We start from the raw sequence: 26,737 nt of genomic DNA on the forward strand, positions 1-26,737 counted from the left end.
GGAATAAACGATGTGTGTATGTGAAGGAACGGGAGTAATTAGCAACGATATGGGGAATGGCTGCTATCAATTTGCACCGTGTATTTGCGAAGCAGGGAAACGCAGTCCTGAAGAAGTGGATAGAAAACGTCATGCTGTTATGGCGGAGTTACGAGAAATTCATCAATTACAACTGGAGGGGAAATGGGATGCCACGACTTGGAACGGATTTGGAAAAGGAGAATTACACAATGGCGTTGCAGCAGGGGAAATACATGAAGAAGTCGCGTCGTAACTTATATATCGCTTTAGAAGAGTTGGATTTAGTGTTTGATGAAAGCGAAGTGATTCGATTAAGAGAAATGTGGGATGAGGATAAAGATATTCTTGAAATAGCAAAAGAGTTAGGAAGGCATCAACTAGAAATCGCCGCATTAATTATGGATCAGGCAGATAAGAATAAAATCAAATCGCGTCCAATGGGGTTAGGGGCATGAAACAACTAACACTGGAGGATGTAGTGGGAAGTTTTGATTATACCGCAACAAGTACCGTGGACAAATTCTTGAAGCGTAATAGCGTTATGACGTACTCAGTAGAGTTTTACGATAAGGATGAGAAGTGGAAGCTTCGTTGGTTTGAGGCGAAGTCCGAAAGCGAAGCTATAGAAATGGCTAAAAAGAAATATGGAAAGATACAGATTATCACCACGTATATTTCCGATAGAACCTTAGAAGAGATAATGAATTTAGAGTAGGAGACATAGCGTTATGACGTATTTAAAGGACAGAAACTCATTTGATTGAACGAGGCACCAGTAGGCGTCATAGCGTCAGTAGAAACGTTGGGATTATTGGAATCAGAAAGAAATATGGGCTTCGGATTTACTGGCTATGGGCACTAAATAAAAAAATGGTCCTTACTATTACGTAAGAACCCCATAATCGAAGAAAAAAAGTCGTATGTGAAACCAAGTGGGAATCACAAATATATTTTAACATCTAAATATATAGTTGTCTATACAACGAAATGAACAAAATAGTTATTTAAACGAAGGAGCCCTAGATTTAGGGATCTAGGGCTTCTTGTGTCGGTATAACTCACACAATTTTATGAAAAGAAAAGAACTTACTGAAGATAACACATAAATGTTTCATAAATGTATCAAAAAAGTGAACAAAATAGTTATTTTATGATGAATAAATAAAAGAACCCGTTTGTTATAAACGGATTCTTCCCACAAGATTTGCAAGAAATTCAAGATAACTAGACCGGAGCACTTATTGAATTTCTTGTGATAATACTGTATGTAAAGGAATCAATAAGGTTAATGAAATTTAAACAAAATAGTTATTTGAATAAAAGGAGCCCCATTTGTCTGGGGAGCCCCTAAGGGTAATCGTCAAGTAATGACGTACTCGACTAATTAACAATATCATGAATTTTTTGGTAAAAATACTGGTAAATGTGCCCAAATAAGCAGGGCATCAATTTGAATAAAAAAACGCTATTTTAGTAGAAAACGTTGAAAAAGGACCCGGAAAAGGGGTAGGGGTCCTTTTTAATGGAACAATAGAAATTTATGGGATTACCAATATGTTACCATAAAAGGTAATTTATTTCCAGGTTGTAGATATTGAGAAAACTTTATATAAAAACTTCATTTTGTATTAGGTTGGAATATAAAAAGAGCACTTAGTAAAGTGCTCTCGTGACGAGTCTCATTTTATAACGACTATTTTATAGAGAAAGGAAATCAGAATATTATATGTGATTCCAGTTAATTGAGTGCTTCTTACAAATTAAAAGCAGCTAGCAAAAGCTAACTGCTCGGTTCTCCAAGGGGGAACAAGGAGAAAATCTGATGTCATATACAGTATTGACGGAATATTGAATTTTATTCACGAGAGATTATATTCTGAAATTTGGATTATGATAGTCGATATTCTCCATATTGACCAGAAAAGAATTAAAAGTTCTAGTGAAATTCCAAGGGTTCTTTTCTTAGTTTTTTGAGATTCTTTTATCAAATAGCCAACAGCACTAATTGCTATAAGAATGAAAAGAATAAGTTCAAGTGTAACTGGCATTCTATCTACTCCTAAAAATAAGTTTATATATAACGATTATAAGATATTTCTGGTGATTGGTAGTAAAAAATTCAACAAAATAATCCTTTTAATAGAAAGTGGGGAATAACAATGGGGCTAGGAAACCGTGGGATGGCATTTGAAATGCTTATCAATCTAGCGAATGAAATGTATCAAAGAGGGGGAGTGGCGCTTATAAACAAGCGTCCGACTCCTGTGAAGGTGTTAAAGAGCAAAAGTGGTCGTGTACTAAATGGATTCTATGAAGCAAAGAGCACAGTAGACTATGACGGCGTGTATAAGGGACGAGCTATCGCATTTGAAGCGAAGTCTACAGAGAAAGATACACGTTTTGATTTAAAGAACATTGCACAGCATCAATTGGATTACCTGGAGAAAGCGGAGAAGATGGGAGCAGTATGTTTCTTCCTTATAGAATTCAGTAAGGATAAGTCAGTATTCGCAGTGCCACTATCAGTCGTTCAATCTTATGTAAGGATGTCTCATCAACCAAAAGGCAAGAAGTCTATACCAAGAGCAGACTTTGATATTTATGGATACTTAGTAGAGCAGACGGAACGAGCGCCGGTGGATTACTTACAATACATTGACGAAGTAGTAGCGCCAGTTATGTTTGATGGAATGATTCAATTTGATCTGGACCATAAGAAAGTAGCAAATAACATTGAAGCAGCAAAAGAGAAGATGGCCAACAAGAAACATAGATTATTAAAGGCCTAGTGGATAAAGGAACCATGCAGAGTGTATAGTGGGAGCTACTCGTTATGCATGTTTCTCTTATTTAACAAAGAGATAGTAAAATTTCACGTACCTGATGTGATGTTAAAAAGACAAATTCAGAAATAGGGGGATTCCTTCATGGAGAGACAATTAACATTATTACCGACTATTGATAGAGAGACAGAAAAACAGGTTCAGAAAGAAGTAGTGAAAATACTAAAGGAATACCGCGCATTGAAAACGCGTTTTGAGAATGAAGTGGAGTTAAAACACGAAGGAATCAGTTTGTTCCCGGAGATTAGAGACACGAGATATATTAGCAATATCAAGTTCAAGCAGATCGATAAGGCTTTAGAGTACGTTTTAGACTATGACGAGGCAGAAATCATCAAGAAGAAATACTTAAATGCAGATAAGCCGAAAGACAGCTTTATTTACACTGAATTATCGATGAAGAAAGATCACTTCTATTATAAGAAGAAAAATGCGATTCGATTGATCGCGACATCTTTAGGGATGATTTAATAATACAAAAAAAGCCAAATTAACAGTTTTTAATTAACTATCCATTTGGCTTTTTATGTTTTATTTTTTAGGCATCCATGTATGTCCGCAATTCATGCAACCATTAACAATATTTTTTCTACCAACAAATCCACTGAATAAAATTATCGGTGGTCCTAGAAGTACAATAAGAAGACCAACAATTGCAGAAAGTCCAACAACTCCATCCATAGAATTTTCAGGAACTATAACAGATAAAAAATTAGAAACTATTCCAATAGCTATAAGTGTACCTAACAGAAGAAACAGAATAAAAAACGCCCTTTTGAAATTATAACCACGCTTATTACCGACTATTTGATCTGATTTGCATTTTCTACAAACCACGCGCTTTGTTACTTTTTCTTGTTGTACCGTCATGTCTAACCATCCTTGCTTTTTATAAAATTATAATAGCTTAATTATATGATATTATTACCTGAACTGGATACAAATATTATCAAAAAAAGAAAAAATATAATAAATTGGAATGTTTATGTTTTTTAAAACTTCGACAAAATACCGACAAAAATGGGGACTAAATAGGGGGAATTTTGATAATGAAATCAACGGTATTCTTAATGTACAAGCCCTTTGACAACCGCATATCGAAGAGGATTAGTACACCTATAAGTGAAACGTTCTTATGCGAGAATTTCACGGTAACGTATACCGCATAGTAGGGCGGGCAAGGCGGTACGAACCCGCGTTAAGACGAAAAGACCAATGAATGTATTACAATGACATATTCCAGTGTGGCGGGTGTGAGATAATTCGCATTCGTCATACTGTTTCTATTGTATTTATCAATCAGCTCGGAATGCGTCCTCTGAGTTGATAATAAATATAAGTCTATTTCTCTCTAATATGTTGGTTCTTGAAAATGGAATGGGGGTGGTTGCTCATGATTGAGTGACACTTGCATTCTAAAAAGCTAAAAAGTATACGTATCTCGTACATTAGTAATTACCCATGATTCTTATTAATGACTAAAACGAGGGCAAAGAGTTCCACTCTTTGTTTGAGCCAATACAGCGGAAACATTCCCCTTCCGTCCCTCTAGTGTATTGGTTCAAACAAGGCGTCGGAAGAAACATATACGTCTTGGATATAAATCCTTTATAATTCAATATTGGTCAGCTAAGGGCCGCGACACTCGATGTACTGACCGACTCTACGGAGTATAAACGAGAAGATTCTTAGTCTTCTCTCAGCCCTTTAATATTTTTATAAGACGTAAAAGAGCCGTTACTTAATTGTAGCGGTTTCTTTTTTTTATAAGCAATTTACTAGCGTAAAATAGATAATAATTATATTATATAAATATAAAGTTGAAAGGAGGAGAAGGATATGACAGTAGCACTACGTTATGAAACTTTTATTCGTCGGGCTTTTGGTGCTCAAGACGGAGAAATGTTAGAACGATGGGGAGACCCAGCTCAAATGGCGAATACAGATTATTTTTCAGATCATCACTTTAATGAAGTGAAGGCGACGACTGGTTATGCAATGTTAACGTTTAACGCTTATATTCAGCAGAATACAGATGTTAATCCACAGGATTCGCAAAGAATGAATTCAATTGTGTCTGATGTGATTAACGCATCAGATTTAACAGCAATTGCAACACTCATTGATGAGTACGTAAATAATATTGAGAGAGTATATATACCTTTGCCAACGAATTAAGCATCCATAATGGGTGCTTTATTCTTTGTTATATAGAAATTACACATTAAACAACTTTAATAGATGTCTTAGGTATAGTTAGGGAGAGCTATATCATATAATGAAACTGAAAGGTTTCAAACATGTTACCCATATTTTTAAGAAGAGAGCACTTACTGGGGAAGTACTCTCTTTCATTTGCACCTTTTGGTAAGGACAAGCATATATTGAAGTGTAGGACAGGCTCACTCGCTTGTATCTATCTTATTTCAATACTCATTGGAAACCCTTATCACGTTAAGAGCATCTACTGGCGCAGGTGCTCTCTTTTTATTGAACAAAATGGACATTTGGATTAAAGGATTCTATATAAATAGGTAGAATCTAATTAATTGGTTTACATTTTAATCCAAGGGGTACAAATTCGATGCGACGTGAAAAGGATTTGTTGAAACAATGGAAGGCGGATTTACAAGCTGTTCAAGAAGAGAAGAGGTTGAAGAAGAAGGCTAAGAAAAAGAATAAGAAATATAGCATTCCAGGTAATACAGCTGACTTCATGGATGGAAAGAATACTTACCGTAAAGAGAATGGGGTATGGAAACAAAGAAATAAATAATGTGAGGATAAATAAGTTTGATTAAGTTTATAGCAATTATCGTAGGCGCTGCCGTGATCTGGGTGGCGTCTTGTTTGTTGTTAAGGAAAGATAATGAAAAAATAAAAAAGAGGACAAAAGCCCTCTTTTAATAAATACCTAAGGTTTACGCACAAATTGGAATCCCTAATGCTATTAAAGTCAATGCTACTTGAAGAGAAAGCTCTAATCTAGCAATTTCAATTCCAGCGACTGAGACCACTAAAAAAGGTTGTCCATTAACGAATAAAACACAGCTGTCCATACTTACGCCTCCTTTCTAGCAATCTACTATAATATATGAATCTAATAATAAAACGTAATAGTTGAATTTATGGATTTAATAGAATTGATAGATTTGCCCTGTTTTACAAAACAAACGATCACAAAGAACGAAAATAAATATCCTACACAACTGTCTAAAAGTTGACCCTTTTGTACAGTTGAATTGTATAGGGTAAAAACTTTGTAAACAGATAGTTGTTAATGTCTAAAAGATAGTCTAAAATAAAAGTATATAATTCTTAAGACTTTTAGACTATTTTGAGGTGATTTGGATGGCTATCGTTGGTTATGCAAGGGTGAGTACAAAAGATCAAAACTTAGATGCACAAATTGAAAGGTTAACAGAATATGGATGTGAAAAGATATATTCTGAAAAGTACAGTGGAGCTAATAGTGATCGGGAAGAATTGCAAAAGGCATTAGAGTATATGAGAGAAGGGGATAAATTTGTTGTTTGTAAAATAGATCGTTTAGCTAGATCGATATTTGATTTGCATAAGATTGTAAATCAATTAGCTGATCGAGGAATAGCGGTGGTATTTCTTAAAGAACAAATTGATTTCTCTACACCAGCAGGTAAATTGATGTTTACTATGTTAGGGGCTATTGCTGAGTTTGAAAGAGATTTAATTAACGAAAGAACAGCTGAAGGAAGAGAAAGAGCTAAAGCAATGGGCAAACATATGGGGCGTAAGGGGCAGGATGAAAAACAGGTGAAGCAGGCTATGAACTTATTCTTTAATAGGAAAGAGAATGGTTTGAGTGTAAATGATATTTCAAAAATGACGGGAGTTCCGCGTTCTACTCTTTATGCTAAAGCGAAAGAATTAAAAGAGGAGGAATTATGATGGAGGAATATGAACAGCTACGGCAGGAATTTTGAAATATAAGTAATCCGTTAAAGTAGCGAATCCGCTGCTTTTTTATTTTATAAAGAATTCACTTTAAACATTTCTTATAGCTAAGAATACTTATGTAAATATGGGAAACAGATTTAATTCTTGGAATGAGGGGATCGATGTGGATATAACGCAAAGTATGGCAAGAATAGTTGTTAATGGGATAAATCTTCCGTTTACTTCAGTTAGGACAACTGCATGGATTAATGGACCTGCAAATGATTTAATTGTTACGACTAGGCAAAGAGTGAATGAGCTTTATCGTGTTATGTGGTCGCGGGTGCCAGTCATGCTAACAATGTATTTCATTCAGGGGGCGGACATGGTGAGATTTGCTAGGGTTGCAGGAGTTGATGAAAGTATAACGGGAGAATATATATATCATTTTATTTGGTGATAAGAAGAAGCCTAACAGCTGCTTTTTTATTTTATAAAGAAAAAGGAACCATAGGCCCCTTAATTCGATTCAGAAGTTCTGTAGTTTTTCTTGATGATATCTCGCATGTTTAAGATAAAGAATAGAAGGAAAACCAAGGCTATGATACCGTTAATCCAGTAGTATGTATGTCCTGTTGTGAATCCAGTATAGAAAGAAAGGGAATTCCAAATTAAAAGGATTGTTGAACAGATAGTAGAGATCAATAATGCACTAAAACTTCTCATGATTTTCACCTCGATTCAAAATGTTAGAACTTATTTATAATTTTACATTTATATAAATGGATTTACAAGAAGAGGAATAAAAAAAGAACCTGCAAACCTGCAGATTCTCCTGATAATGATTTATGGAGCAAGACCCGAAAATATAATACAATAATTCGAAAATGAGTTCAAGTAAATAAAAAGAACCCGCTGGAGTTCGGGTCCTTTCGAAGTGATGATGTTTTCTCGGCTTAGGAACTGAGAAAATACAAAAATATAATACATCGAGTTTTAGAGAATTTCAATACTTATAGAAAAAAGGAATCCCGAAAGATCCCTTTTTCTAATTTCGATATATCTTAATCGCATATAAGTAAAGACATAAAATATTATATAACAATAAATAAATTCAAACAATAAGTAATTTAATGTTCAACATAAGGAGTAGCTAGACAAGTTACTTCCTATTATATAGAAGGTGGTGGGTGATATGAAGTGAAACAAAAACACGAGTTAGCTCAAGAAGATTACATGCAAGGTATGAAGTACAAGGTACTAGCTGAAAAATATGAGGTTAGTATTAATACAATTAAGTCCTGGAGAAAAAGGCATGGTTGGAATCGAAAGAGGGTGCACCAAAAAGATGAAAAAGGGTGCACCCAAACCAAGAAAACAGGTGCACCCTTTGGCAATAAGAATGCGGTGGGTAATTCGGGTAACAAGAACCCTAAATGGGGTAATAAGAATGCTGTGGGTCATGGCGCTCCAAAAGGGAACCATAACGCTATGACGCATGGATTTTTCCGCAAACACTTTCCAGAAGATGTGGCGGATTTAGCTGCTGAAATCATGGAGAAGCATCCAATTGATATGTTATGGGAAAACATAACGATTCAATACACAGCTATTATTAGAGCACAACGATTGATGTTTGTTAGATACCAAGAAGATACGACGAAGGAACTACGCAAGAATAAAGTTACAGAGGGTGGATTTGAAGAAGAATGGGAAATCCAATTCGCTTGGGACAAACATGCCACATTCCTAAACGCTCAATCCAGAGCAATGAGCACTTTGTCTTCGCTTATTCGAGACTTTGATAAGTTAGCTAATATAGATGATGAAAGACGTGCTAAATTGAGCCTGATGAATGCTCAAATAGACAAGATTAGAAATGAATTAAAAGACGAAAATCCAGCAGAAGACAAAATCGGTCAATACTTGGATAAGTTAGAAGGTGCGTTTAAGAAATGAGCATGAACGAGCTATATAACAAAAAGCAACAACAAGTATTGAATTACGTTTATAACAATGACTACTTCATGTTAATACAGCATGGAGCTAAACGTACTGGTAAAACAATCTTAAACAATGATTTGTTCCTTGCTGAGTTAAGACGAGTAAGAAGAATTGCTGATAATGAAGGTGTAGATTTACCACAGTATATATTGGCTGGTGCATCATTAGGTACATTAGCAAAGAACGTACTCATTGAACTTACAAATAAGTATGGACTTGATTTTCAAATGGATAAATACAATCGTTTTAAACTATTTGGCGTTCTTGTTTGTTGCACGGGTCATTCTAAGATAAGCCATTTAGATACTATTCGTGGTATGACTGCTTACGGCGCTTATGTGAATGAAGGTTCTCTTGCTAATAAAGATGTATTCGATGAGATTAAATCACGTTGTAGTGGTGAAGGTGCTCGTATATTAGTCGATACGAACCCAGATCATCCGGAACATTGGCTTAAAGTCGATTACATTGATAAAGACGACAACGTAACAATCAAAGCATTTCAATACGAATTAGATGATAATACATTCTTAAACGAAAGATACAGAGAGCGTATTAAAGCTTCTACTCCTGAAGGAATGTTTTATGACCGTAACATAAAGGGATTATGGTGCAGTGCGGATGGAGTTGTATATAAAGACTTTAATAAGGATGTACATTATATAGAAGAAACTGATCTAAAAGATATTAAATTCACGAAATACTTCGCTGGTGTCGATTGGGGTTACGAGCATTTTGGCTCCATTGTTGTTATTGGTGAAGATGATGAAGAGAATCTATACCTTTTAGAAGAACATGCAAAACAACATGAAGAAATAGATTTCTGGGTAGGTGTCGCTAAAGACGTAAAATCACGCTATGGTAACATCTTTTTTTATTGTGACAGTGCAAGGCCTGAACATATAAAACGATTCAAACGAGAGGGATTACGAGCAAGAAACGCTGATAAATCTGTCTTATCTGGTATAGAAATGGTTGCAAAGTACATCAAAACAGAAAGCTTCAAGGCTGTATCTGAGCGTGTGGAGCGATTTAAGAAAGAAGTATTCATGTATGTTTGGAATGAGAAAACAGGTGAACCAGTGAAGGAATGGGACGATGTATTAGATGCTGTACGATATGCTATTTATACAGAGAAAAGTGAAAATAGAAAAGCAAGAGCTGTTAAATCAATTTATTAAGGAGGTGAGACGATGTTTGAACACTATATTCCGTTGCTGGATGAACAGAATGGCGAGCCTACCTCAAAGTTACTAAAAAAAATTATTGATGAGTTTGAACCATTAAAACAACGTATGATTAACAGGTACGAGCGATACAAAGCAAGTGAAAAGGGAGTGCCTATCTTTACTCGCGAGTTTAAAGGTGATGGTAATAAAGACAAGGTTAACAATAAGCTAAACAATGACTTCTTTTCTGAAATTATCGATACAAAAATCGGTTATATGTTTGGGTTGCCTATCTCATACAGCTTAGATCATGAAGATGATGAAGTATTGAAACGTATTCAGGACTTTTTAAAAGCGAATCATACTGAGGATGCTGACGCAGAAACAGGGAAGTTCGCTTCTATTTGTGGATACGGAGCGAGACTACTGTATCACGATAAAGAAGGCATCGAAAAGGTTATGAATATCAAACCTTACGAAGCTATATTTCTTACGAATTCAAGCATTGCAGAACCTAAATACGCTATACGCTGCTATCCAATCAAAGTAATTGATGGTGATGATTTCAAGGATGGTTACAAAGTAGAGTTTTACAATGAAACAAACATTATTGAGTACACTGGTGAAGATTTAGATAAGTTAACAGAGACTGACCGTATTCCTAACTTATTTAAAGGTGTGCCACTTATTGGGTTTCCTAATAATGAAGAATTACAAGGCGATGTAGATAAAGCTATTTCCCTTATTGAAGGTTATGACCGTTCGTTTTCCGATGTAAACAGTGAGATTGAACAGTTTCGTCTGGCTTATATGATCTTTAAAGGCGTTGATATAGATGATGATACTATCGAGAAGCTAAGACAAACTGGTGCTCTTGATGTAGGTGAAGATGGTGAGGCTTCTTTCTTAACTAAGGACCTTAATGACAACATCTTAGAACACCATCTTGACAGATTAGAAAAGAATATATGCCGTTTCACAAAGCATGTGAACCTTTCTGATGAATCATTTGGTGGTAATCTTACTGGTGTTGCTATTCGTTACAAGTTATTAGCTTTAGAAACTAAATCAGGAACATTAGAAATGAAGTTTACTAAGTCATTGCGACAACAATTTAAGTTATTGTTTGATGCTTGGAACTTACGCTCAAATAAAAGAGAACTAGACTACCTTTGTATGACGTTTCAATTTACGCGAAACCTTCCAGCCAACTTAGCTGATGAAGCTGATGTGCAGTCTAAACTACAAGGTTTAGTAAGTGAAGAAACACGATTATCTATGTTATCTGTTGTTTCTGATCCGAAAGCGGAAATACAGAAGATGCAGGAAGAAGAAGCGGATTCCATGAATCTCGACAAGGTAGGTGAGCCTAATGGAATGGGACAAGAAGCAGAAACACCTCCAAAAGATAGAGGACGAACTGGAAAAGGCGATTCTCTACCTGTATAAAGATGCTTTAGAAGAAGTCAGAGGAATACTGGCTTTTTATTATGCCAAATATGCCGTAAATGAGCAGTTGAGTATGCAGGAAATGCGCCGATTCAATCGATATAAGAGCATGCAAAGTGAACTGCAACAAGTAATTAATGAAATAACATATGAGAAAAAGAAAACTCTCAATGAAACGCTCTCCAATCAGTATGGAGAGTCTTTTTATTATACGAGTTATCTCATCGAGAAAGAAGTCGGCGTGGCTCTTTCGTATGGTCTTATTGACCCGAATGTCATTAAACGAGCGGTACAAATGCCAATCGATAAAATGACACTCAATCAAAGGTTAAGTACACATCGAGTACAGATAGTTAACCGAATACGCAGGGAGTTATTTATCGGTCTTAGAAAAGGCGAAGGATATGCAACAATGGCAAATCGGATTAAGCCGATACTTGATGGTGATGCGAAGAAAGCCCAAATGGTCGCTTGGACAGAAAGTGCTAGGGTGCAAAACTTAGGTACTTATGACAGTGCTTCTCACGCTTTTGATGAAGGTGTATCAATGAAGAAGATTTGGATTTCTACATTAGATAAACGTACGCGTCCCACTCACCAAGCAGCAGATCATCAAAAAGTACCGTTTAAAGGATTATTTAAAGTCGGTGGTTATAGTTGCGAATATCCACATGATAGTAATTTACCTGCTAAAGAAGTTGTACGATGCCGCTGTACTTTCATTACTGAGGTAGCGGATGTTAGCCCATTTATTGAGAGAAGGGCCAGAAACCCAACTACAGGTAAGAATGAGGTTATTACCGCAGTTAGTTATGAAGAATGGAAAGACTCTCTTGAATAATAAAAAACACTTGAGGGCTTATAGATTACGAACTTAATAGGGCGCAATTATAGGAACTCAGAGGAGGAATAATAATGAAACAATTACAAAAGCAAGCGGAAGTACAGTTTTTAAAAGAAAGAGAACTAACAAAGTTACCGTTTCGTTTATCAAATCTGCAATTCTTTTCTGATCCTGTAATACCTGCAGATGAGACACTACAGAATGAACAAACATCACCTGCGGATGATATAAAAGATTCACTAGTTGAAGAGCAAAAAGAACCGCCAGTTGGTGAACAAAAAGAACCGAAATTAGATGATGCAACAAAAACATTTATTGAGAAGATGGTACAATCAGCGGAAGATAGAGTGCGCTCTAAATATTCGAAAGAACTGAATGCAACAAAGAAGGAATTAGAGAACTATAAAACCGCGTCTATGACTGCCCAAGAGAAAGCTGAATATGAGATGAAGCAACTTCAGGAACAACTAGAAGAGCGAGAAAGAGTACTTCATCAGAAAGAAATGCAGAGTGTTGCATCAGATGGTTTATCAGCGGTTGGATTGGATCTTAAATTTGTAGATTTTGTTATTGGTTCAGATGTAGAAGATACAAAAGTTAGGGTGTCAAAGTTTAATGATTTATTCTCTACTGCATTAGAAGTAAAAGTGGCTGAAAAGTTTAAAGCTGCTGGCCGAGAAATCCATGTTAGTGGCGGAACTGGAGGGGGATTTACGAGAGAACAAGTAAATTCAATGAGTCAAGCTGAAATTAATGCGAACTGGCCACAAATTCAGAAGGATATGCGCAATTGGGGTAAGTAGCACTAGGAAAGTTAAGTGATTTGAATGGTACAGTCAAAAAAATATAAAACGAAAAAAAGAGATTGCTAGTTTAGTAATCTCTTTTGTTATGGAAAAACATTAAGGAGGAATTAATATATGTCAGTATCAACTTTTATTCCAACAATTTGGGAAGCGCGCTTGATGGCGAACTTTCACAAGCGTTCTATTGCGGATTTAATTACAACAACGCCAACGAAAATCGAAGGTAATAAGATTATCTTTAATCGTGTAGGCGCAGTAAATGTAAAAGATTATAATGGTACAATCGAATGGGATGATACTAACCCTTCTAAAGTAGAAATTAATATGGATCAACAAAAGTATTTTGCTTTCAAAGTTGATGATGTAGATGCAGTTCAGGCTGCTGGAGATTTAATCGACCCACATACACAAGAGGCAGGAGCGGTACTTCAGGAAACCGTTGATACATTCGTATTAGGGCTTTATAAAGGCGCTCATAAAACTCATACAATTGGGAGTGACTCTAGTCCAATTGAGTTATCACCTAAAAATGCATATGATTACATTGTAGACTTAAATACGATTTTAAATATTAAAAAGGTTCCTAAAACTGAACGATTCACAATCATCAATTCTCAGGTTTTAGGTTTATTATCTAAAGATGATCGCTTTACTAAGCAACCTGTTGTTTTAGAAAATGGTATTGTTGAAGGACAGATTATTAATGGATCACAAATCGTTGTATCAGAAGAAATTCACGGTACTGGTGGTAAGTATAAAATTTTAGGTCTTCATAAGTCTGCCATTGGATACGGGACACAGTTAACTGAAACAGAGGCACAACGTCTGCAAAATTCCTTTGCAGATGGTATTCGTGGTCTTATGGTTTATGGTGGAGATATCCTTCGTCAAGAGTCAATAGCGGTACTTACAGCTACAGTTACATCAATTACTCCGGAAAAACCAGGTGGAGGGGCTTAATAAGCCTTCTCCATTTTTTCTTTTACGTAAGTAGGTGATTAGATGGAAGATATGAAAGCAGAAATTTTAAAACGTGTAAAGCTACAAGTGCCTAATGTAAGTAATGAAAACGTATTAATAAGCATTGGGGATACAATGTTTATGGTTGCTGAGTACACAAATAGAAAGATTCCTGAATTTCCTCCTGCTTATCCAGGTATTATCGCTAAAATGGTGGTTCATCAGTATATGGAGCAGGAGAGAGAAGGAAAGAAAAGTGAATCGTTAGGTAACTATTCTGTTACTTATGATGATGTGGGAGATTACCCAGAAAGTATTACAAAAGGACTGAAAGTGAGGTTACGTGTCTTATGATTCAATCAATGATTCGTAAATTCGGAAAAGATGCTTCAGTACTTCGTAATGCTAGTTCTGACGATGGTCCATATCCAACAGAAGAGTGGAACGAAATTAACAATGTAAAAGGTGTATTAGATGCTATTCAAGGAACAAAGGATGCCCGTAACAAGAAAGTAGAAGAGAAAAAGCACGCATTTCTTTTATTGCCTACCATTCGATGTAACAATTCAAGATAGATTAGTTATCGACAAGAAGGTATACAGCGTTACTTACTCGGGCGATCCAATGAATGCAGGTAGATTCTTTCAAATAGAATTGGAGATGTTGCCATATGAGCATGAAATTCCAATCAAATAGAGCCGCTGTTATGGCAAGACATTTGGCTGCAAAGAAAGCAGCTCATACTGCTATTGGTCAATTTGTATCTTCTAAAGCTAAATTACTTGCTGCTGTAGACACTGGTAATCTAAGAAGAAGTATTAGTTCTAAAGCAGAACAAGAAAAAGTTGTTATAGGGACATCTGCTGATCATGGTATTTATGTTGAGAAGGGGACAGGAATTTATGCTGTAGACGGTGATGGGCGTAAAACTCCTTGGATGTACCGTGATTCTAAAACAGGGAAGATGGTTAAAACTCAAGGGCAACATGCACAGCCTTTTCTTAGACCAGCAGCAGAGAGCAATAAACCGCAAATTACACAAGTTGGCACGCGAACCTATTCATCATTAATGAGGTAGATAGCATGAATGACTTTATAAATATATTACACAGTGAATTAAAACAGATTCATAAAGAAACGTATTATGAAATCGCTAAAACAACCGGTGTAATGCCTTATTTGGTGTACACGGTTAATGATGATAAAGAACCATGGGGAAGAAAAAATATCATGCTTACAATTGATATTTACGGTACTTCTGCTCATCTTGCTCAAATAGATGAATTGATTACAAAACTAGAAAGCAATCTTCATAGAAAAAGATTAAGCAGCGCTGAATTTGGTGCTGCTATTTCTTATCTTTCGAGTCAGAAAGTACCTGATTCAGACCCAAATATCATACGCAAAGAAGTGCGGCTTATTTTACGAACTTATTTTAAACAATAGAAAGGGTGGATTATATGGCAGCTCCACAACCAAAACCAGAGAATGTCCTCTTCGGAGATTGGGGTGCATTCTTCTTTAATTATGGAGAAAAAGATGAACTTCCTGTAGGTGCTACGCAAGGTGGTGGTTCTTTTAAGTATGAACCAGAGTTTAAGGAAATTGAATATGATGGTTCTCCTGGTGACACTATGGGGATGAAACGTATTACGAAATCAAAAACTCAAATCAGTTTTAAAACACTCGAATTCCTTGATAAAGATAAAATTAAAAACTTTATTGCTGGATTAAAAGTTTCCGAAGAAACCGTTACGAAAGACGGAAAAACTATCAAATACGATGTAATTGAAGCGACAGAACGTCTTACGAAAGAAAGTTATCTTAAAAATGTAGCATGGGTTGGCGAAACTTTAGGTGGCGATATCGTTGAGATTATCGTATATAACGCATTATCTGACGGTTCATTAGAACTAGGATTTGAAAATGAGAGTGAAGTTGTTCCAGAAGTAACATTCACAGGACATCGTGATCCAGAAAACATTCGAAAAGTACCATGGAAAAAACGTATTTTAACAGCGACAGAAGCAGCAAAATTAATACCGGCAGGTTAAAGAGTAGGAGAAATCCCTGCTCTTTTTATTTTAAGGAGGAATAAATGTGACTATTGCAATTCAAGAAAAAGAATACAAAGTGAGACAAATTCATGGCGGAGATTTATTTTCTGTAGTTCGTATTTTGAAGAAATCGAAATTTAAGGTTGATATTAACTTACTTAAAGATTTAATGATGGGCGTACGAAATAAAGAAGGGGCAACACAAGCTGATGTATTAGCTGCACAAGAGACTTTTGGTTACGACATTATCATGAAGTTTATTTTCGGATTAGAAGAAGCGGAACAGGAATTCTTTGAATTTGTAGCTGGACTTTTAGTCCATGAAGGTGAAAAAGGTAAAAAAACAATCTCCAGATTGGGAAACAATACGAACTTTAAATCTAGAAGAGTTAGTTAAGCTGTTTACTGCAATCAAAGATTCAGAAGTTGGATTGGTTAAACTTTTTTCCAATGCGGTGAACTTGATGAAATAGACTTCATCGATACGTTAGCTTCTCGTTATCCAAACATGGAGTACATACGTGGCTTGGAGGCCGAGATAGTTATTAATCTGTATCTCACCGCAAAGAAAAAAGAAATGAATCGTATGTTATGGGAGGAATGGTGCGCGCTACAACCGTACTGCGATGAAACATTTCCTCAATTTAAACATAAGCGTGAAAATCCTACGCAAGAACAGGTGCATCAATATAACAATTCAATTGAACAAACACCGAAACAGAAACTCACAAAAGAAGAAGTGTTTGCTTGTGTTGCGAAAATCCGCGGAAAGGCTGGTGAATAGATGGAACTCTTTAAAATGTTTGGGTCAATCTTCTTAAAGGATGATCAGTTACAAAGGGGATTGACTAATGCTGAAAGAAGCGGACAAAGAACAACTGGCATCTTAGGGCGCGGATTCGGTCAGGTTGGACAAGCAGCAGTAGGATTAGGTTCATCCGTTGGTGGAGCTGCTATAGCTTTGGGGGGATTAGTGGGCATTGCTGTTGGTGTAGGTGCTGCAATTGCTGGTGTAGTTCATGTGGGTTCTGAGTACACGAAACAAATGTCAAAGGTAGAAGCTCTTTCACGTTCGAATGGATTACAAATGGCCGAACTTGGAGCTAACGCTCGTAAGCTTGGTGCTGATACCAGGTGGTCTGCTACAAACGTAGCTGAAGCCTATGAATATATGGCCCTCGCAGGTTGGGACTCTAACCAAATGATTGCTGCTAGTAAGCCATTACTTGATTTAGCAACTGCTGGTGCATTAGATCTTGCAAAGGCTTCTGATATCGTGACTAAAATATTGGTCAGTTGTTAGGAAACTAGCTTCTAAAAATATCGGGTGAATTCATGGGAAATCTAAATTTATCGGTAATTGATACTATGACTCCCTTTTCGGTATAATTAATACATACCAATGAAAGGGGACGGCATCAAATGAATAAGCATGCAATAAATTTCATCAACTTTATTAACGAGGAAACTAATGGGGAATATACCGTATTAGGTGACTACGTTAACTCCTCTACTAAACTGGAAATGAAACATGAGAAATGTGGACTTATCTATGATGTACGTCCTAATGATTTTAAAAGTGGTTGTAGGTGTCCTGAATGTGCAAATATAGGGAGAAGAACCAAACGAAGAAAGACTACATTCTCCGAAGAGGTTAAATCATTAGTGGGTGATGAATACATTTTTTTAGATGTTTATGTAAATTACCACACAAAGTTGAAGGTAAAGCATAAGAATTGCGAGGAAGTATATGAGGTAAGTCCTGCTAACTTCCTAAAAGGAAAGAGATGTCCATCATGTTCCATAATCAAGCGATCTAGAAAACGAGCCAAGACTACAGAGGAAGTCAGGAAAGAAATATATGACTTAGTCGGTAATGATTACACCATTATAGGAGAGTATAGAAACTATGTAACTCCTATCACTATTAAGCACAACAAATGTGGTCATGAATATTTTGTAACCGCAGGAAACTTTATATCTCATGGAAAGAGATGCCCAAAATGTAAATTTAGTAGGGGAGAAAAACGTGTGAGGGACTATCTAGAATCTCATAAATATAAATTTGATGAACAATATAGATTCTCTGATTGTAAACTGTCTCTACCATTGCCATTTGATTTTGTTATTTTTAACGAGGAAGGTAACATAACACATGCGATTGAATACGATGGAGAATTTCATTTTCATAAGAAGTTTAGGTCTAACGAGCAGTTCGAATTGCAGAAAGTTAGAGATGAAAAGAAGAACGTTTACTGTAGGGAAAAGAAGATTAAACTTATCCGGATACATTATAAACACTTCGAAAATATTGAAAAGATACTTGATGCTAAATTACCGTAAATAAGACAATCATGAGCCAAGCCTGTGTGGAAACACTAGGAAGGTGCAACGACTAGATAAAGTAGGCTAAGTAAAAAAGACACTCAAAAGGGGGTCTTTTTTATATGCAGAAATATCCAAGAGCGCCCGACACCCTAACGTAAAGTCGAGGGTGAAGATATAGTCTGAACTGGGGATGAAAAGACATCCCGTAATGCGGTGAAAACCCCAGAAGTATCAGATAAAGAGCTGATACGATAACAAATTGGATACAATGACCCCATTCGGAATGAAGGCTTCTGAAGCAGGAAGAGCAGCCGATGTATTCGCGTTAGCCCAAGCGACTGCCAACTTAAATGTTGAACAACTCGGCGAGACCATGAAATATGCAGCTCCTGTAGCTGCTACATTCGGTTTAAACATTGAACAAACAGCTGCAATTGCTCAGATATTTGCAAATAACGGTATCAAAGCTTCTATGGCTGGTACTGCATTACGTGCCGGATTATCTCGTTTAGCTGCCCCGCCGAAAGAAGCTGCTAAATCGTTATCAGCATTAAATGTAACTGTAAAGGATTCACAAGGTAATTTAAAACCAATGAATGAGATTATTGGTCAATTACACGATGGGTTTGGGAAGTTAACCGACGCTCAACAAATCGCTGCTGCAAAAGCAATCTTCGGTGAAGAAGCGTATGCAGGATGGATCCAAGTTATTAAAGGTGGTAAACCTGCCTTTGATGATATGGTAAATACCCTCGAAACTGCTGAAGGCTCTGCAAAGGTTATGGCTGAAACAATGGCAAATAACTTATCAGGTGCAGTTGATGGCGTTAAATCACAATTAGAAAATTTAGGGCTTGTTGTTTTCTCGCATGTTGAACCAGCACTTGTTGCAATGACAAACGGAACAAATAGTGCTGTTAAATCTCTTACTGACTGGCTTGATCCATCTGGTAGAGCTGTTGAAGCAGCTAAGCTAATGCAACAAACTGATCAGCAGTTAGCTCAATCTAAAGCCATTCTTGATATGAATCTCAAAAAAGGGAAGATAACGCAAGAAGAGTATAATGAAAAACTTGCTTTATCTAAGAAGCACGCTGAAGATATGATGAATGCCGATGGTATGTTAGCTCAGAAAAAAGAAGAGTTAAAAATGAAGGTCGAGGAAGGGACCATGACTCAAGAAGAAGCCAATAAAATCCTCGACCAATCTGAAGTTGAATACCAGAAACTCCAACAGGGTATTGAGCAAACTCGTCAACGTCAAGAAGCGATGAATAAAGTATTCGAACCACTTCGTGATGCAATTGGAATCATCCAACAAGTTGGCGCTGCTATCGAGCAATTCTGGATTGCTGCAACTGGAGATAGGAATGCGCTAGTTGAAGGGTATGACATCCTTACTAAACTAGGTTTTTCGGCTAATGCAATTCAGTTTATACAAGAAACTACAGCCGCAGTGCAATATGGTGTAGAAACTATGAAAGCTCTCGTATCTGGTGATTGGGGAGCTGCTAGTAATTTCTTAGATAAGTTAGGTTTTTCATCTGAACAAAAAGCAGATATTATTATGTTCGTTCAGGATGTGCACGCTCAATTGAGTAGTTTCATAGAAAATGTACAAGCCTTGATAGTAGCGCAAGCACCAGTAATTATGGGAATAATTGGCGCTACTTGGGACTTTATTAAAGGTGTATTCAATACAATAGCTCCTTACTTAATGCCTTTACTGACAGATGTAATGTCGTTTGTAAATGGGATTATATCTCAAATCACTTCGTTTTGGAAAGAAAACGGAGATCAAATTGTACAAGCTGTAAAAAATGCCTTCTCAATCATTCAATCTATTATAGCTTTTGTAATGCCAGCTGTAATGATGATTGTAAAAAGCGCATGGGACGCTATAAAAGATATTATCCAGGGTGCTGTTAATCTCATTATGGGAATTATCAAGTTTTTCGCATCTGTTTTAACTGGTGATTTCTCCGGAATGTGGACAGGGATAAAACAAATTTTCAGTGGTGCAATCCAATTAATCTGGGGGCTTATCCAATTTTCGTTTGTTAAACAAATTTTTGGTGCAGTGAAAGGGCTTGCATCTTCTTTTGGCTCTACGATTAGTAGCATGTGGTCTACTGTTGTTGGATATTTCAAGACATTTATTAAGGAACCAATCGCTTCTGTAGTTCGTATGGCAATTGATATAGGTGAAGCTGCTATGAAAATTAAAGACAAACTGATTAATCCTATTAAAGAAGCTTGGAGTGGAATTATGGGCTGGATTGATAAAATTAAAAACGGTGTAGCGAATATGTTTAGTGGCGTTCACATTCCTGTTCCGAAGATTAGTGTAAATGGATCATTAAACCCTGTAAATTGGGCAAGTGAGGGGCTCCCTTCATTTAGTGTCAAATGGGCAGCAAACGGCGCTTTAATCAAGCCTGGTAATCCTACATTGATTGGTGTCGGCGACGCGAGAGGATATGACGAAACTGTTTTGCCTCTTCGTAAACAAACATTCGATGCGATTGCCAATGGAATAATGGGATCGCTACCATTAGTACAACAAGCTGGGGCACAACAATACGCATCACAAAGCCCAACTGTTTTGCAAATCAATCTAAACGGACGAGAAATAGCGAAGGAAATTTACTCAGATGTTAATGAATTTCAAGAACAAGAAAAAGAAAGACGTAAATTATTTTAGGCAGGTGATGGTATGACGGGAATTAGTTTCTTTAGTTTTAATGGGGAGAGGAATCCGAATGTAATTCCATTGCAGGGTAAAAAACGCCCTGCATGGGCTCCTTTGGAACGTACATTTCTTGAAGTTCCCCACTATCCAGGTGGGCGTTTGATAAGAACACAAACAAAAATGAGGAAAATAATTGTACCAGTTTCATTATTTTATGAATCTATGGAAGAGGCCGAAAAGTTAAAGGAAGAAATAGCTAATTGGCTTATTACAGACCAACCTCAAGAACTAATCTTTGATGATAGAAAAAGATCGTACGTATTTGGCCGTTATTGATGAATCTTTTGACCCACAGCAATTAGTGAATTTAGGAGAAGGAGTACTTACTTTTATTTGTGAAATGCCATATAAATTAGGTCCTACAAGAATCGTAGAATTTCAATCTAATGAGCGTGGGCTAGTGGCGAATATTCAAAACAAAGGAAGTCTCGAATCTAACCCAATTATTGAAATTGAGGTAACGAAACCCTCAACTTTTCTTGATGTATGGAATGGAGATAATTACTTTCGTATTGGATGGCCGCTTAGAATGGATCAGGTACCTGTTGAGAGAAATCAGCGTGTTATGTGGGATGAAATGTCTACCACTATAGGATGGACGGATGTTCCGAATGCAGAAGATATGGTAGGGGGAGGAGCTTTCAAAGTGGATGCAGGCTCACGCCTAGTTCCGGTTTATTTAGGTGAAATAAACATAAAAGGATGGCATGGTTGCATAGCCAAAAAGAACATTCCGCAAGGGCCACTGCAAGACTTTATTATGCAGGCATATGTTGGGATAAGAAGCTCGCATCCAGATCAAATGGGACGCGTTGAAATAGGTTTATTGGATGAAAACAGCGACTATGTAGCTCGTATTTCTATGAATGATGTCCATTGGCAAGCTGAACAAAATACAGGGTTCGCTAAGCTTGGCAACAAAAAGAAACCAGTCAGCGAGCGAGTACTTATAAATGAACCAGGGGACCATCCTACTACATGGAATCAATATCGTGGTCGCTTGTGGTTAGCACGTACCGGTAATAGGTGGGAAGCGTATATTTCTAAGTTTTTATGGAATACCGAAAAGGATGACTCGGAACGCTTTGTTGTGTGGGAAGACGAAAACAATGTGAATATGGACAAAGTGGCACAAGTTCAAATTAGCATCAGTCAATTTTCGGATAACATGTTTTGTACAGACATGAGCATTGATGATTTGAAAATCTGGAAGGTCAATATGCATACACAAGATAATCCACCTTACATTTTTGATGTTGGAGATAAGGTAGTTATTGATACCGAGCGAAGCCTTGTATCGATTAATGGTAAAAAAGCTATAAATTTAAAAGATATATTCAGTGATTATCCAGTTGTTAACAAAGGATTAAACAAGCTTGAAATTATGCCTTCCGATGTGGGAATAGCCAAAGTAACGTATAGGGAGAGATATCGATGAGAGCACCTAGCGGCACACTTCATGTCATTGACTTTAAAACAGACCAAATTGTTGCTAATATCCAGCCACAAGATTATTGGGATGATATACGTCATTGGGAGATTAAGAACAATATCGATACTTTAGAGTTTAAAGTGTTTGATAATACAGAGCATGCAGTGACACTTATGCAGCAAAATTTAGTATTAAAAGAAGTACGTGATGGACGGATTGTTCCTTACGTTATAAATAATGAAGTTGAAAAGGATTCAAGAGATAGATCACTTACTGTACGTACTTCGGGTGCATGGGTTCAGATAGCAAAAGACGGTTATATCATGCCGCAACGTATAGAAGGTAAAACAGTAAATCAATTCATGGATATGGCTCTTGTAGGTACGAAGTGGAAACGCGGAAAAACAGAGTATGCTGGTTTCCATACCATGACCATTGATACCATTATAGATCCTCTTACTTTTTTAAAGAAAATAGCTTCTTTATTTGAATTAGAGATTCAATACCGTGTAGAAGTAGTCGGTTCACAGATTGTTGGCTGGTACGTGGATATGGTGAAAAAACGCGGTAGAGACACTGGCAAGGAAGTAACTTTAGGAAAGGATTTAGTCGGTGTTAGACGTATTGAGCATTCTAGGGATATTTGTACTGCCTTAGTCGGATTCGTCCAGGGCGAAGGGGATACCATTATTACAGTTGAAAGCATTAACGATGGTTTACCTTATATCACTGATACCGATGCCTATCAACGCTGGAACGAGAATGGAAAACATAAATTTGGCTTCTATTCTCCAGAAACAGAAGAACAAAATATGACACCAAAGCGTCTACTTACTCTTATGAAAACAGAGTTCGCAAAACGAGTTAATACTTCTGTTGTTTACGATGTAGAAGCAGTAGCTATAGGGCGTGTATTCGGATTATCTCATGAGCTAATTAATGAAGGTGACACAATTCGAATTAAAGATACTGGCTTCACACCGAAACTTTATTTAGAAGCACGGGCAATCGCTGGTGATGAATCATTTACGGATTCTTCACAAGATAAATATATATTTGGTGAATATCGTGAAATTACCGATCCAAACGAAGAAATGCGAAAATTATACAATAGAGTACGTGCTTCTTTAGGTAATAAAGCTAATAAAGAACTATTAGAACAACTAGAAAAGTTAGCAGAAGAAGCGAAAGGGACAGCCCAACAAGCTCAAAAAGAATCTGAATCCGCTAAGAAACTTGCTGAAAAGGTCCAGGAAAACCTAAAAAATAATACGGTGAATATTATTGAAGCTAAAAATCCACCGACCGATAATCTTATAGTAGGTAAGACATTATGGCGAGACATTAGCAACGGTAAACCAGGTATTTTAAAAGTGTGGAACGGTAAAGATTGGGAGCTTCTTATTCCAGATGTGGAGTCAGTTAAGAAAGATACACATGAGCAGGTTAATAAGGATATTCAACTTACAAAAGATGAATTAAATAAGAAAGTAGGAAGAAGCACAAAATGAAACTGCTGGTCAATTCAAGGAAATAACAGAAAACCTTCAAGAAGTTTCTTTAACTATTAAAAATGTACAAAATTCTCAAGGTGGAATTGACAAAAACTGTCTCTGAAATGAAACAAACCAACGAAGGTTTTACTAAATCTATTGAATCTTTAACAAAAAAAGACGGTGAAATCACTGAAAAATTAAATACAGTGGTAGAGACTGCTGAAGGTACGAAAAAGACAATCTCTGAGGTGCAGCAAACAACTAATAATCTAAAGAAAACCGCAACTGAAATTACAGAAAAGGCTGGCCAGATTAGTGAGAAGTTGGAGATCATAGAAAAGAAAGTTAATAACGATAAAGCTGGAGGGCGTAATCTGTTATTAGATTCAAATGTCAAATATGAAAAAACAGATTATCTAATTAATCCATATTCTCTAACTGAAAATTTTTTTGCAGGTGAGGAATATACTTTTGTAATTAAAGGGAGTGTCCCGCAAGGCCAGAAATTTGGAATTTGGCAGAATGGTGGTTCAAATAATGTTGGATATGCAACAAGTGTTTATGCGAATGGAATTACCTATGTAACTTTTAAAGCTGTAGTAACAACGAGTGGAAATGAAAGAAAGTTGAATCTGTATAACTATCCAAATAACACTACAAAATCCGTTGTAGAATGGGTTGCTTTATATAAAGGAAATAATCCACAGGATTGGACACCAGCTCCAGAAAATCAAGTAACGAATGATGAATTCACTAAAAAAACAACCGAGATTGAAAAAAGTGTGAATGGTATTAAAGAAAGTATTAAAACGGTAAAAAAAACACAAGTCGATTTTAGCGAGCGTGTGACTACTGTAGAGAAAACCGCGGACGGTATTAAAGAAAAAGTTACTAGTTTACAAGAGATACAAACTAAACAAGGTACGCAGTTACAAGAGGCTAAAGCAGGGTGGGAAACTACTGCAAAAGCTTTGGAAGGAAAAGTTGAAATAAAAGATGTTGAAGATTATGTTGGTGGGATCGGTAATCAAACTGTATTACGGAATGTTCTTTGGAAGAATGACACAAAATATTGGGTTCTTCAATCAGGCGCAACAAGAGATACACAAGTCACTTATAAGGGATGCAATTCACTTAGTGTTATTACTGCAGGTAATGCGAGCAATTTGTATAAAGGAGCATCGCACGAGTATATAAATGCTGGGCCTGGATGGAATTATGTTTTCTCTGCTTACTTTTATACAGATAACAAAGCTAGTATAGATGCCGGAGCTGCTATCGAGCTCCAATGTTACGATGTAAACAATAAAATGATTAAAAATTACTTGCAAGAAATAACTATTTCACAAGGAACATGGATTCGTACACATGTGGCAGGGCTATTAATCGAAGGCACCAAAAAAGTTAAAGTGCTGTTTTGGGTTCGTAAAAATGGTCGTTTATGGGTGGCACAACCCATGCTACAAATTGGTGATAAACCTTCTTCATTTATGGAGAACCCTGTTGATATTGTAGATAAAGATAAAATCATGAAAGAATTGGCCGATAAGATAGCAACTAAAGATTACGATAAAAAAGTAACCGAATTAGAAAGAAGTATTAGTGCTAATGCAGAAGGCGTTGAAATAACATCGAAGAAACAAGAAAAATTTATTAATGAGACTTACGCAGCTTATGTAAAAGAAACGGGTTCTAAACTTAAGGTTCTTGATGAAGGAATCCTTGCAGAAGTTAAAAAAGGGAATATCATCGCAGCTATTAACTTTTCATCGGAAAAATTAGAAATTGATGTTTCAAAAGTAGCCATTAATGCCGATACAATGGTGAAATGGTTAACTGCAAAGGGTATTGATACGAATATCATCAAAGTTAATGGCGATAAAATTACTATCGATAAAAACGGCGTTATTATTAAAATGTTAGATTTCCTTTTTGAAGATGAATGGGGAACGAAAACAACCGTTATGCCAAAACGAAATTTAATAGCCGATCATGATTTTTCTAGTGTTCCAAAATTGAACATAGGTAACCCCAATTATCAGGGGTTTGGTGCTGGATATGGTCTACCTTGGAAAGTACAAGGAAACGGTGTAGTGATAGAAAATAACACTTTTATATTTAATTATGAACAAATGGTAAATGCAGTCCGGGTTGACACGTATAATTACCCAGAAACAAAAGTTCAAAACGGGATTCATCCAGGAAACTCTTATACATTGTCAGCACATTATAGAACCGCACAGATTAACGGTGTGCGTACAACTGCAAAACCACGATTGCAGGTATGTTTTGTTACGCCATTGGATGAAGTGAGTTATAAAATTTGGCACGAAATATATAAAGATTTTCCAGAGCCATCTACATTTTATGGTGAAATTAGAAGGTATAATTTCACATTTACCGTTCCTAACAATTACAATCCACAAGAACATATGATTGTAGTTAAAGTTACAGCTGCAAATGCGCAAGTTTCTGCGGGTAGAGCTGTTTGTGTTTCAGGGATAACATTGGTTAGTGGTAACTATGCTTGCATGTATAATTGGGATCGTGCGGCAGCAGAAAGGGCCGATGGTCTTCAACCGTTTAATAGAATTGCTATAGGCGGCGTAAATAACAACATAGGTCCAGCTGCTCATGGGCAGACCTTTGATATAAGTACAG

The 26,737-nt window shown here is 36.5% G+C and carries 28 protein-coding genes and 3 pseudogenes; 27 read left to right on the forward strand and 4 right to left on the reverse strand.

Annotation, left to right across the window (positions count from 1 at the left end; all coding sequences use genetic code 11):
- The first annotated feature begins 10 nt into the window (after positions 1-10).
- The 3 genes from HMPREF1014_RS27295 to HMPREF1014_RS27305 are packed head-to-tail and all read left to right on the forward strand — an operon-like array spanning position 11 to position 736.
- Complete coding sequence (locus tag HMPREF1014_RS27295) at positions 11-274, forward strand: hypothetical protein (protein WP_000337747.1); 264 nt, start codon at positions 11-13, stop codon at positions 272-274.
- Positions 231-476, forward strand: coding sequence for a hypothetical protein (locus HMPREF1014_RS27300; protein ID WP_002094320.1), 246 nt, complete (start codon positions 231-233; stop codon positions 474-476). Before HMPREF1014_RS27295 ends, HMPREF1014_RS27300 begins: the two co-directional genes overlap by 44 nt.
- The gene (locus tag HMPREF1014_RS27305; RefSeq protein ID WP_000811980.1) at positions 473-736 is read left to right on the forward strand and encodes a hypothetical protein; all 264 of its coding nucleotides are present in this window, start codon (positions 473-475) and stop codon (positions 734-736) included. The genes HMPREF1014_RS27300 and HMPREF1014_RS27305 overlap by 4 nt, the downstream gene beginning before the upstream one ends.
- A 1,144-nt stretch (positions 737-1,880) precedes the next feature.
- On the opposite strand, the gene HMPREF1014_RS27310 is transcribed toward HMPREF1014_RS27305, so the two are convergent.
- Entirely contained in the window at positions 1,881-2,069 is a 189-nt protein-coding gene (locus tag HMPREF1014_RS27310) for a hypothetical protein (protein WP_001145514.1), read from the reverse strand.
- A gap of 111 nt (positions 2,070-2,180) precedes the next feature.
- On the opposite strand from HMPREF1014_RS27310, the gene HMPREF1014_RS27315 reads away from it, so the two are divergent.
- Positions 2,181-2,810 (forward strand): Holliday junction resolvase RecU, encoded by a 630-nt coding sequence (locus HMPREF1014_RS27315; RefSeq protein WP_000522792.1) that lies wholly within the window; start codon positions 2,181-2,183, stop codon positions 2,808-2,810.
- A 138-nt stretch (positions 2,811-2,948) separates the two neighbouring features.
- Positions 2,949-3,335: an ArpU family phage packaging/lysis transcriptional regulator gene (locus tag HMPREF1014_RS27320; RefSeq protein WP_000441089.1), complete on the forward strand. Its 387-nt coding sequence runs from the start codon at positions 2,949-2,951 to the stop codon at positions 3,333-3,335.
- 60 nt (positions 3,336-3,395) lie between these two features.
- Here HMPREF1014_RS27320 and HMPREF1014_RS27325 read toward each other — a convergent pair whose 3' ends face one another.
- A complete protein-coding gene (locus HMPREF1014_RS27325; protein ID WP_000218070.1) occupies positions 3,396-3,734 on the reverse strand; it encodes a hypothetical protein in 339 nt (112 codons plus the stop codon).
- 969 nt (positions 3,735-4,703) lie between these two features.
- On the opposite strand from HMPREF1014_RS27325, the gene HMPREF1014_RS27330 reads away from it, so the two are divergent.
- Both HMPREF1014_RS27330 and HMPREF1014_RS27335 read left to right on the forward strand, forming a co-directional pair.
- A complete protein-coding gene (locus HMPREF1014_RS27330; protein WP_000214975.1) occupies positions 4,704-5,042 on the forward strand; it encodes a hypothetical protein in 339 nt (112 codons plus the stop codon).
- 406 nt (positions 5,043-5,448) lie between these two features.
- Positions 5,449-5,640, forward strand: coding sequence for a hypothetical protein (locus HMPREF1014_RS27335; RefSeq protein WP_001250601.1), 192 nt, complete (start codon positions 5,449-5,451; stop codon positions 5,638-5,640).
- 145 nt (positions 5,641-5,785) lie between these two features.
- On the opposite strand, the gene HMPREF1014_RS27340 is transcribed toward HMPREF1014_RS27335, so the two are convergent.
- Positions 5,786-5,923 carry a DUF3956 domain-containing protein gene (locus HMPREF1014_RS27340; RefSeq protein WP_000376551.1) on the reverse strand — a complete coding sequence of 46 codons (138 nt, stop codon included), beginning with the start codon at positions 5,921-5,923 and terminating at the stop codon, positions 5,786-5,788.
- Positions 5,924-6,215: 292 nt separating this feature from the next.
- On the opposite strand from HMPREF1014_RS27340, the gene HMPREF1014_RS27345 reads away from it, so the two are divergent.
- The gene (locus HMPREF1014_RS27345) at positions 6,216-6,791 is read left to right on the forward strand and encodes a recombinase family protein (RefSeq protein WP_001018891.1); all 576 of its coding nucleotides are present in this window, start codon (positions 6,216-6,218) and stop codon (positions 6,789-6,791) included.
- Between the two features lie 133 nt (positions 6,792-6,924).
- Complete coding sequence (locus HMPREF1014_RS27350; protein ID WP_050544215.1) at positions 6,925-7,239, forward strand: hypothetical protein; 315 nt, start codon at positions 6,925-6,927, stop codon at positions 7,237-7,239.
- Positions 7,240-7,298: 59 nt separating this feature from the next.
- Here HMPREF1014_RS27350 and HMPREF1014_RS32365 read toward each other — a convergent pair whose 3' ends face one another.
- Complete coding sequence (locus tag HMPREF1014_RS32365) at positions 7,299-7,505, reverse strand: hypothetical protein (protein ID WP_083325410.1); 207 nt, start codon at positions 7,503-7,505, stop codon at positions 7,299-7,301.
- A 474-nt stretch (positions 7,506-7,979) separates the two neighbouring features.
- On the opposite strand from HMPREF1014_RS32365, the gene terS reads away from it, so the two are divergent.
- The 18 genes and pseudogenes from terS to HMPREF1014_RS31420 all read left to right on the forward strand — a co-directional run.
- Entirely contained in the window at positions 7,980-8,738 is a 759-nt protein-coding gene (terS, locus tag HMPREF1014_RS27355; protein ID WP_000810417.1) for a phage terminase small subunit, read from the forward strand.
- A complete protein-coding gene (locus HMPREF1014_RS27360; protein ID WP_000062322.1) occupies positions 8,735-9,964 on the forward strand; it encodes a PBSX family phage terminase large subunit in 1,230 nt (409 codons plus the stop codon). The genes terS and HMPREF1014_RS27360 overlap by 4 nt, the downstream gene beginning before the upstream one ends.
- 12 nt (positions 9,965-9,976) lie before the next feature.
- Positions 9,977-11,401 (forward strand): phage portal protein, encoded by a 1,425-nt coding sequence (locus HMPREF1014_RS27365; protein WP_000461486.1) that lies wholly within the window; start codon positions 9,977-9,979, stop codon positions 11,399-11,401.
- 73 nt (positions 11,402-11,474) lie between these two features.
- On the forward strand, positions 11,475-12,242 hold the full coding sequence (locus HMPREF1014_RS27370) for a phage head morphogenesis protein (protein ID WP_009327669.1): 768 nt from the start codon (positions 11,475-11,477) through the stop codon (positions 12,240-12,242).
- Positions 12,243-12,316: 74 nt separating this feature from the next.
- Positions 12,317-13,048: a DUF4355 domain-containing protein gene (locus HMPREF1014_RS27375; protein WP_000811676.1), complete on the forward strand. Its 732-nt coding sequence runs from the start codon at positions 12,317-12,319 to the stop codon at positions 13,046-13,048.
- Positions 13,049-13,165: 117 nt separating this feature from the next.
- Complete coding sequence (locus tag HMPREF1014_RS27380; protein WP_000116908.1) at positions 13,166-14,011, forward strand: phage major capsid protein; 846 nt, start codon at positions 13,166-13,168, stop codon at positions 14,009-14,011.
- Between the two features lie 42 nt (positions 14,012-14,053).
- On the forward strand, positions 14,054-14,365 hold the full coding sequence (locus HMPREF1014_RS27385; protein ID WP_000389903.1) for a head-tail connector protein: 312 nt from the start codon (positions 14,054-14,056) through the stop codon (positions 14,363-14,365).
- Positions 14,362-14,707 (forward strand): annotated as a pseudogene (locus HMPREF1014_RS27390) (head-tail adaptor protein). Before HMPREF1014_RS27385 ends, HMPREF1014_RS27390 begins: the two are co-directional and overlap by 4 nt.
- Positions 14,682-15,089 carry an HK97-gp10 family putative phage morphogenesis protein gene (locus HMPREF1014_RS27395; protein ID WP_000061896.1) on the forward strand — a complete coding sequence of 136 codons (408 nt, stop codon included), beginning with the start codon at positions 14,682-14,684 and terminating at the stop codon, positions 15,087-15,089. Before HMPREF1014_RS27390 ends, HMPREF1014_RS27395 begins: the two are co-directional and overlap by 26 nt.
- 5 nt (positions 15,090-15,094) lie before the next feature.
- Positions 15,095-15,457 (forward strand): hypothetical protein, encoded by a 363-nt coding sequence (locus HMPREF1014_RS27400; protein WP_000997645.1) that lies wholly within the window; start codon positions 15,095-15,097, stop codon positions 15,455-15,457.
- Between the two features lie 14 nt (positions 15,458-15,471).
- Complete coding sequence (locus tag HMPREF1014_RS27405; protein WP_000729986.1) at positions 15,472-16,065, forward strand: hypothetical protein; 594 nt, start codon at positions 15,472-15,474, stop codon at positions 16,063-16,065.
- Between the two features lie 46 nt (positions 16,066-16,111).
- A complete protein-coding gene (locus tag HMPREF1014_RS27410) occupies positions 16,112-16,465 on the forward strand; it encodes a hypothetical protein (protein WP_009327671.1) in 354 nt (117 codons plus the stop codon).
- A 180-nt stretch (positions 16,466-16,645) separates the two neighbouring features.
- A complete protein-coding gene (locus tag HMPREF1014_RS27415) occupies positions 16,646-16,852 on the forward strand; it encodes a hypothetical protein (protein WP_050544217.1) in 207 nt (68 codons plus the stop codon).
- A gap of 15 nt (positions 16,853-16,867) precedes the next feature.
- Positions 16,868-17,371 (forward strand): phage tail tape measure protein, encoded by a 504-nt coding sequence (locus HMPREF1014_RS27420; RefSeq protein WP_009327672.1) that lies wholly within the window; start codon positions 16,868-16,870, stop codon positions 17,369-17,371.
- 119 nt (positions 17,372-17,490) lie between these two features.
- Positions 17,491-18,411 carry a putative endonuclease domain-containing protein gene (locus HMPREF1014_RS27425; protein WP_001032661.1) on the forward strand — a complete coding sequence of 307 codons (921 nt, stop codon included), beginning with the start codon at positions 17,491-17,493 and terminating at the stop codon, positions 18,409-18,411.
- 253 nt (positions 18,412-18,664) lie between these two features.
- A complete protein-coding gene (locus HMPREF1014_RS27430) occupies positions 18,665-21,100 on the forward strand; it encodes a phage tail tape measure protein (protein WP_000187402.1) in 2,436 nt (811 codons plus the stop codon).
- 12 nt (positions 21,101-21,112) lie between these two features.
- Positions 21,113-22,586, forward strand: a pseudogene (locus tag HMPREF1014_RS27435) (distal tail protein Dit).
- Positions 22,583-26,737 (forward strand): annotated as a pseudogene (locus tag HMPREF1014_RS31420) (phage tail spike protein); the annotation flags it as partial. The pseudogenes HMPREF1014_RS27435 and HMPREF1014_RS31420, both read left to right, overlap by 4 nt.

This window comes from Bacillus sp. 7_6_55CFAA_CT2 (assembly GCF_000238655.1).
Lineage (GTDB): Bacteria > Bacillota > Bacilli > Bacillales > Bacillaceae_G > Bacillus_A > Bacillus_A cereus.

Coding starts and splice junctions, on each gene's coding strand:
- HMPREF1014_RS27295 (WP_000337747.1), top strand. CDS start 11: ATGTGTGTATGTGAAGGAACGGGAGTAATTAGCAACGATATGGGGAAT.
- HMPREF1014_RS27300 (WP_002094320.1), top strand. CDS start 231: ATGGCGTTGCAGCAGGGGAAATACATGAAGAAGTCGCGTCGTAACTTA.
- HMPREF1014_RS27305 (WP_000811980.1), top strand. CDS start 473: ATGAAACAACTAACACTGGAGGATGTAGTGGGAAGTTTTGATTATACC.
- HMPREF1014_RS27310 (WP_001145514.1), bottom strand. CDS start 2,069: ATGCCAGTTACACTTGAACTTATTCTTTTCATTCTTATAGCAATTAGT.
- HMPREF1014_RS27315 (WP_000522792.1), top strand. CDS start 2,181: ATGGGGCTAGGAAACCGTGGGATGGCATTTGAAATGCTTATCAATCTA.
- HMPREF1014_RS27320 (WP_000441089.1), top strand. CDS start 2,949: ATGGAGAGACAATTAACATTATTACCGACTATTGATAGAGAGACAGAA.
- HMPREF1014_RS27325 (WP_000218070.1), bottom strand. CDS start 3,734: ATGACGGTACAACAAGAAAAAGTAACAAAGCGCGTGGTTTGTAGAAAA.
- HMPREF1014_RS27330 (WP_000214975.1), top strand. CDS start 4,704: ATGACAGTAGCACTACGTTATGAAACTTTTATTCGTCGGGCTTTTGGT.
- HMPREF1014_RS27335 (WP_001250601.1), top strand. CDS start 5,449: ATGCGACGTGAAAAGGATTTGTTGAAACAATGGAAGGCGGATTTACAA.
- HMPREF1014_RS27340 (WP_000376551.1), bottom strand. CDS start 5,923: ATGGACAGCTGTGTTTTATTCGTTAATGGACAACCTTTTTTAGTGGTC.
- HMPREF1014_RS27345 (WP_001018891.1), top strand. CDS start 6,216: ATGGCTATCGTTGGTTATGCAAGGGTGAGTACAAAAGATCAAAACTTA.
- HMPREF1014_RS27350 (WP_050544215.1), top strand. CDS start 6,925: ATGGGAAACAGATTTAATTCTTGGAATGAGGGGATCGATGTGGATATA.
- HMPREF1014_RS32365 (WP_083325410.1), bottom strand. CDS start 7,505: ATGAGAAGTTTTAGTGCATTATTGATCTCTACTATCTGTTCAACAATC.
- HMPREF1014_RS27360 (WP_000062322.1), top strand. CDS start 8,735: ATGAGCATGAACGAGCTATATAACAAAAAGCAACAACAAGTATTGAAT.
- HMPREF1014_RS27365 (WP_000461486.1), top strand. CDS start 9,977: ATGTTTGAACACTATATTCCGTTGCTGGATGAACAGAATGGCGAGCCT.
- HMPREF1014_RS27370 (WP_009327669.1), top strand. CDS start 11,475: ATGCAGGAAATGCGCCGATTCAATCGATATAAGAGCATGCAAAGTGAA.
- HMPREF1014_RS27375 (WP_000811676.1), top strand. CDS start 12,317: ATGAAACAATTACAAAAGCAAGCGGAAGTACAGTTTTTAAAAGAAAGA.
- HMPREF1014_RS27380 (WP_000116908.1), top strand. CDS start 13,166: ATGTCAGTATCAACTTTTATTCCAACAATTTGGGAAGCGCGCTTGATG.
- HMPREF1014_RS27385 (WP_000389903.1), top strand. CDS start 14,054: ATGGAAGATATGAAAGCAGAAATTTTAAAACGTGTAAAGCTACAAGTG.
- HMPREF1014_RS27395 (WP_000061896.1), top strand. CDS start 14,682: ATGAGCATGAAATTCCAATCAAATAGAGCCGCTGTTATGGCAAGACAT.
- HMPREF1014_RS27400 (WP_000997645.1), top strand. CDS start 15,095: ATGAATGACTTTATAAATATATTACACAGTGAATTAAAACAGATTCAT.
- HMPREF1014_RS27405 (WP_000729986.1), top strand. CDS start 15,472: ATGGCAGCTCCACAACCAAAACCAGAGAATGTCCTCTTCGGAGATTGG.
- HMPREF1014_RS27415 (WP_050544217.1), top strand. CDS start 16,646: ATGAATCGTATGTTATGGGAGGAATGGTGCGCGCTACAACCGTACTGC.
- HMPREF1014_RS27420 (WP_009327672.1), top strand. CDS start 16,868: ATGTTTGGGTCAATCTTCTTAAAGGATGATCAGTTACAAAGGGGATTG.
- HMPREF1014_RS27425 (WP_001032661.1), top strand. CDS start 17,491: ATGAATAAGCATGCAATAAATTTCATCAACTTTATTAACGAGGAAACT.
- HMPREF1014_RS27430 (WP_000187402.1), top strand. CDS start 18,665: ATGACCCCATTCGGAATGAAGGCTTCTGAAGCAGGAAGAGCAGCCGAT.